We start from the raw sequence: 5085 nt of genomic DNA, 5'->3' as shown, positions 1-5085 counted from the left end.
CTGCATGCCGGCGGGCGGCGGATGCGCCGCGCCGCGGCTACCGTCGGCCCGCTGGAGGAACTCGCCGCCGCGGCCGGCTACCAGGTCGAGTCAACAGGGCGCCTGCCCCTGCTGCGCTACGTCGTGGCCATCCGCACGTAATGCCGGGAAGCGGTCAGCGCACAGACACCGCGAGCCCGCACGGTCATGATCGTGCAGCCGTGGTCGTTCATAATGGATGCATGGTGCCTGGCCCCCGCCGGATCGCGCCGGTACTCGTCGCGTCGGCCGCGGCCGTGCTGGCGGGCGGCACCGCCATCCTCGTTGCCTCGTGCAGCACGCAGGCCACGCAAGGCACGCGGGCTACGACAAGCCCCTCCACCAGTCAAGAAGCACCTGCCACGCAAGGGACGCAAGGGGCACAACGGAATCAGCCCCCGCCTGCGAGCGGACCGTGGATCGCGCCCTATGACTACCTCGCCGCCGGGGGACCGTCTCCTGCCGAGGTGATGAAGACAACGGGGATCCGCCGCTTCACGCTCGCCTTCATCGTCTCTGACGGCGCGTGCCAGCCGGTGTGGGACAACGGTGATCCGCTGACCGGCGCCGCGGAGGAGGCAGCCATCCGCGGTATCCGCTCGGCAGGCGGCCAGGTAACCGTGTCGGTGGGCGGCAACGGCGGCACCAAGCTCGGCCTGACCTGCACCTCGCCGCAGGCGCTGGCAGGCGTCTACCAGCAGGTCATCAGCGCCTACCGGCTGCCCGCCATCGACCTGGACATTGAGGACATCGAGATCGGCAGCGCCGCGGCCCGCCAGCGGATAATCGGCGCGCTGGCCATCGTGCGGCAGCGTGATCCCGGGCTGATGATCTCGGTCACGATCCCGGCCGACTCGAGCGGGCCGGAACCCGGCGGGCAGGCCCTGATCACCGCGGCGGCCGCTTCCGGGCTGCGCATCGACGCGTGGACGATCATGCCATTCGACTTCGCCGGTCCTGGGACCGATATGGCCCAGGCCAGCGTGCAGGCCGCGGCAGGGCTCAGGAACGACCTGATGAGCGCCTATCACGAGTCCGCGTCCGCCGCCTACCAGACCATGGGCATCTCAACGATGAACGGCGTCACCGACACGGGCGAGCTGGTATCGGCGGCCGATTTCCAGGTCATGCTCCGCTACGTGCTGGCCCACCACCTGGCACGGTTCGCGTTCTGGTCGGTGAACCGAGACATGCCCTGCACGGCAGGCAGCGACTCGAACACGTGCAGCGGGATCACTCAGAAACCCTACGCGTACACCAAGATCAGCGTCAGCTACAGCGGCCAAGGGCGGTGACGCCCTGGTTAGCGGAACAGCCCGGAGATGAGGTTGACCGAGCCTGCGACGATGACCACGCCGAACACGTAGGACAAAAGGGCGTGGGCGAACGCGGTGCGCCGGATCAGTGGATCGCGCAGCGTCGTGTCGGACACCTGGTAGCACATTCCGATGGTGAACGCGACGTAGGCGAAGTCGCGGTAGCTGGGATGTTGCTGGCCGTCTTCCGTGCCGAACTCGATACCGCCCGGCTTTGACCGGAAGTGCTGGTCGGCGTAGCGCAGGGTGTAGGCGCTGTTGATCACGGTCCATGACAGCACGACGGTCAGCACAGCAGCGCCGATCAGCAGTACACGGGAAGCGCCGCTCTGCTGCCCTGCGAGATGCAGCGTATAACCGGCCCCCAGCAGGCTGGCGACACTGGCCCCGACCAGCAGCGCTCTCGTAGAGTCCTCCGTCTCGTCTTCGCGGGCAGCGAGCTGCGGCGCGAGTGAGCTATCGGCCCGGATAATGACCGGCCAGATGGTCAGGAGCACTGTGAGCGCGGCCGCATCCCAGCCCGCGACCAGTGTCATTGCCCACGTCACGAACGGCAGGAGGGCAACAGCGACGATCACCCCAACGGTGAACGCCGTGAGCGCACGCCGCATGGCAGGGGCGTGCCAGCCAAGCCATCGGTGGTACAAGGTGGGCGCCGGGACACCAGTCATTGTCTGAGTGTTCCCTATTTCCTCAGCTCCTGGACCGGAGTCGCCTCCTCGAAGATCAGCACCGTCTGGGTCGAGCGGACCTCGGGGATCTCCTGCAGCCGCGTGAGCACCACGTCGCGCAGCGACACGGCGTCGCTGGCGCGGACCCGCAGCAGGATGTCGTGCTCGCCGGAGACGAGCGCGACGTGGTCGACCTCGGTCATGCTCAGCAGCTGCCTGCGCACCGACTTCCAGGACCGCTGGTCGATGTCCAGGTAGACGTAGGCCGACAGCGCGTACCCGTAGCGCACCGGGTCGATCAGCGCGGCGTACCCGGTGATCACGCCGTCTCGTTCCAGGCGGGCCACGCGGGCGTACGCGCTGGCCCGCGAGACGTGGATACGGTCGGCCAGCGCGCGCATGGACATCCGGCCGTCGGCGCGGAGCGCCTCGACGATCTGCCGGTCGGTGTCGTCCATCGCGGCCATATGTCCATGCAGGGGATCCGCGGAATGGTCACTGGAAGGCATATGGCCAGATTAACCCCTCGATTCGGGCAATACTTCTCATGTTTTGCCACGCATCTAGAAAATTTGCTTCCAGAGCAGGCATTCTCTGGAAATAGCACGTTGAAGGGGGCATTGGTGGAGACCCAAGAGCTGCTGCCGAGCGCGGCGCCGCTCCAGCTGATAGATCCAGACGGCCGGCCAGGCCAGAATCCTGGCGGGCTGACGTTCCCCGAGCCCGATGTCCTGGTCCGCCTGCACCGCGGCATGGTGCTCGGCCGTCGCTTCGATACCCAGGCCACCGTGCTGGCAAAGCAGGGCAGGCTCGCCGTCTACCCGTCCTCGCGCGGCCAGGACGCCTGCCAGGTCGGGGCGGCGCTCGCGGTGCGCGGCCAGGACTGGCTGTTTCCCACGTACCGCGACTCGGTGGCGATCCTCACCCGCGGCGTGGACGCCGCGGAGACGCTGGCCCTGCTCCGCGGCGACTGGCACTGCGGCTACGACCCCTATGAGCACCGGGTGGCGCCGCAGTGCACCCCGCTGGCCACGAACACCCTGCACGCGGTGGGCCTCGCGCACGCGGCCACCCTCCAGGCAAAGGACCAGGTCGCGCTCGTGCTGCTCGGCGACGGCGCGACCAGCGAGGGCGACGCCCACGAAGCGCTGAACTTCGCCGCGCTCTGGAAAGCGCCGGTGGTGTTCCTGGTGCAGAACAACGGGTACGCGATCAGCGTGCCGCTGGCCAAGCAGACCGCGGCGCCGACGCTGGCCGCGAAGGGGATCGGCTACGGCATTCCGCCGCTGCTCATCGACGGGAACGACGCCGCCGCTGTCTACGCCGCCGCACGGTCCGGCGTCGAGCGGGCCGCGACGGGCGGTGGGCCGACGCTGATCGAGGCGATCACCTACCGGGTCGAAGCGCACACCAACGCCGACGACGCCACCCGCTACCGGACCGACGATGAGGTCCGCGGCTGGCTCGGCCGCGACCCGATAGCGCGGCTCGAGGCCTATCTAAGGGCGGAGCGGCTGCTGGACGACGAGGCGGCCGGCCGGCTGGCGGCCGAGGCGGAGCAGCTGGCCGCCGACGTCCGCGACCGCATGAGCACCGAGGCGAGCGCTGACCCGGCCGAGCTGTTCGAGCACGTGTACGCCCAGCCGACCGCTGCCCTGGAGCGGCAGCGCGCGGCGCTGCTCGCCGAGCTGGATGAGCTGGAGGAGTCCGCGCCATGACAACAGTGATGATCCCGCCCGCGGGAAACACCGCCCGGCAGGCCCCCGCGCCCGTCACCATGGCCGCCGCGCTCAACCAGGCGCTGGCCGACAGCCTGGCCGCGGACGACCGCGTGGTCGTCTTCGGTGAGGACGTCGGCACGCTCGGCGGGGTGTTCCGCATCACCGACGGTCTCGCCGGGAAGTTCGGCGAGCACCGCGTCTTCGACACGCCGATCGCCGAGTCGGGCATCGTCGGCACCGCCATCGGCATGGCGATGAACGGCCTCGTCCCTGTCGTCGAGATGCAGTTCGACGCGTTCGCCTACCCCGCCTTCGAGCAGGTCACCAGCCATCTCGCCAAGCTGCGCAACCGGACGAGGGGGCGCGTCGCGCTGCCGGTGGTGATCCGGATCCCGTTCGGCGGCGGCATCGGCGGCGTCGAGCATCACAGCGACTCATCGGAGGCGTACTACACCCACACGCCGGGACTGCGGGTGGTGACGCCAGGCACTCCCGCGGACGCCTACCTGCTGCTGCGGGAGGCGATCCGCTGCCCCGACCCGGTCGTCTTCCTCGAGCCGAAGCGGCGCTACTGGTCGAAGGAGACAGCCGTCCTGACGCCGGAGGGCCCGCCGATCGACCGCGCGGTCGTGCGGCGGGCGGGCAGTGACGTCACGCTCATCGCCTACGGCGGGATGGTGGCCACCGCGCTGGAGGCCGCCGAGGCCGCCGTCGAGGAGGACTGGGACGTCGAGGTCATCGACCTGCGGTCGCTGTCACCCTTCGACGACCAGACCCTGACCGAGTCGGTGTCCCGCACCGGCCGTGCCGTCCTCGTGCACGAGGCGGCGGGCTTCGCCGGCTACGGCGCCGAGGTCGCCGCGCGGCTGACCGAGCAGTGCTTCCACTACCTGGAGGCGCCCATCCTCCGCGTCACCGGCTTCGACATCCCTTACCCGCCGCCCAAGCTCGAGCAATTCCACCTGCCGAACGTAGACCGCATCCTCGACGCCATCGCGCGCCTGCAGTGGGAGGACGGCGGTGCCTGACTTCCTGCTCCCCGACCTGGGCGAAGGGCTCGACGAGGCCGAGATCATCGCCTGGCGGGTGCAGGCCGGCGATCACGTCACGGTCGACCAGGTAATCGCCGAGGTGGAGACCGCCAAGGCCGTGGTCGAGCTCCCGGTCCCCTACGCGGGCGTCGTCACGGCCCTGCATGCCGAGCCCGGCAGCGCCGTGTCCGTTGGGCAGCCGCTGATCACCGTCACGGCAGACGACCCGGCCACGGGCTTCCGTGAGCCCGGCGTCGTCGTCCCCGGGCAAGCCCCCGCCGCGGGAAACGGGAGCGCCTGCGGTGCCTCAGGCAACGCGGCGGCAGGG

6 protein-coding genes are annotated in these 5085 nt (G+C 69.8%); 4 read left to right on the top strand and 2 right to left on the bottom strand.

The features are described 5' to 3' along the window. Nucleotides 1-485: 485 nt before the first annotated feature. Nucleotides 486-1313 carry a hypothetical protein gene (locus WA805_RS30235; protein WP_424559330.1) on the top strand — a complete coding sequence of 276 codons (828 nt, stop codon included), beginning with the start codon at nucleotides 486-488 and terminating at the stop codon, nucleotides 1311-1313. Between the two features lie 8 nt (nucleotides 1314-1321). On the opposite strand, the gene WA805_RS30230 is transcribed toward WA805_RS30235, so the two are convergent. Continuing rightward, nucleotides 1322-2005 (bottom strand): DUF1345 domain-containing protein, encoded by a 684-nt coding sequence (locus WA805_RS30230; protein WP_422340325.1) that lies wholly within the window; start codon nucleotides 2003-2005, stop codon nucleotides 1322-1324. Between the two features lie 14 nt (nucleotides 2006-2019). Further along, entirely contained in the window at nucleotides 2020-2463 is a 444-nt protein-coding gene (locus tag WA805_RS30225) for an Lrp/AsnC family transcriptional regulator (RefSeq protein WP_422287203.1), read from the bottom strand. A 162-nt stretch (nucleotides 2464-2625) separates the two neighbouring features. Between WA805_RS30225 and pdhA the strand changes: the two genes are divergently transcribed. From pdhA to WA805_RS30210, 3 genes are all read left to right on the top strand, one after another. Beyond that, nucleotides 2626-3723, top strand: a complete 1098-nt coding sequence (pdhA, locus tag WA805_RS30220; protein ID WP_422287201.1) for a pyruvate dehydrogenase (acetyl-transferring) E1 component subunit alpha — start codon at nucleotides 2626-2628, stop codon at nucleotides 3721-3723. An 8-nt stretch (nucleotides 3724-3731) separates the two neighbouring features. Beyond that, a complete protein-coding gene (locus tag WA805_RS30215) occupies nucleotides 3732-4754 on the top strand; it encodes an alpha-ketoacid dehydrogenase subunit beta (RefSeq protein ID WP_422326511.1) in 1023 nt (340 codons plus the stop codon). Next, nucleotides 4747-5085: biotin/lipoyl-containing protein (locus tag WA805_RS30210; protein ID WP_425244027.1), on the top strand; the 339-nt coding region annotated here is incomplete at its 3' end. The genes WA805_RS30215 and WA805_RS30210, both read left to right, overlap by 8 nt.

The organism is Trebonia sp. (assembly GCF_049794275.1).
Classification (GTDB): Bacteria; Actinomycetota; Actinomycetes; order Streptosporangiales; family Streptosporangiaceae; genus Trebonia.
The sequence above is the reverse complement of the archived record's forward strand: the minus strand, read 5'-3'. Positions and strand labels throughout refer to the sequence as shown.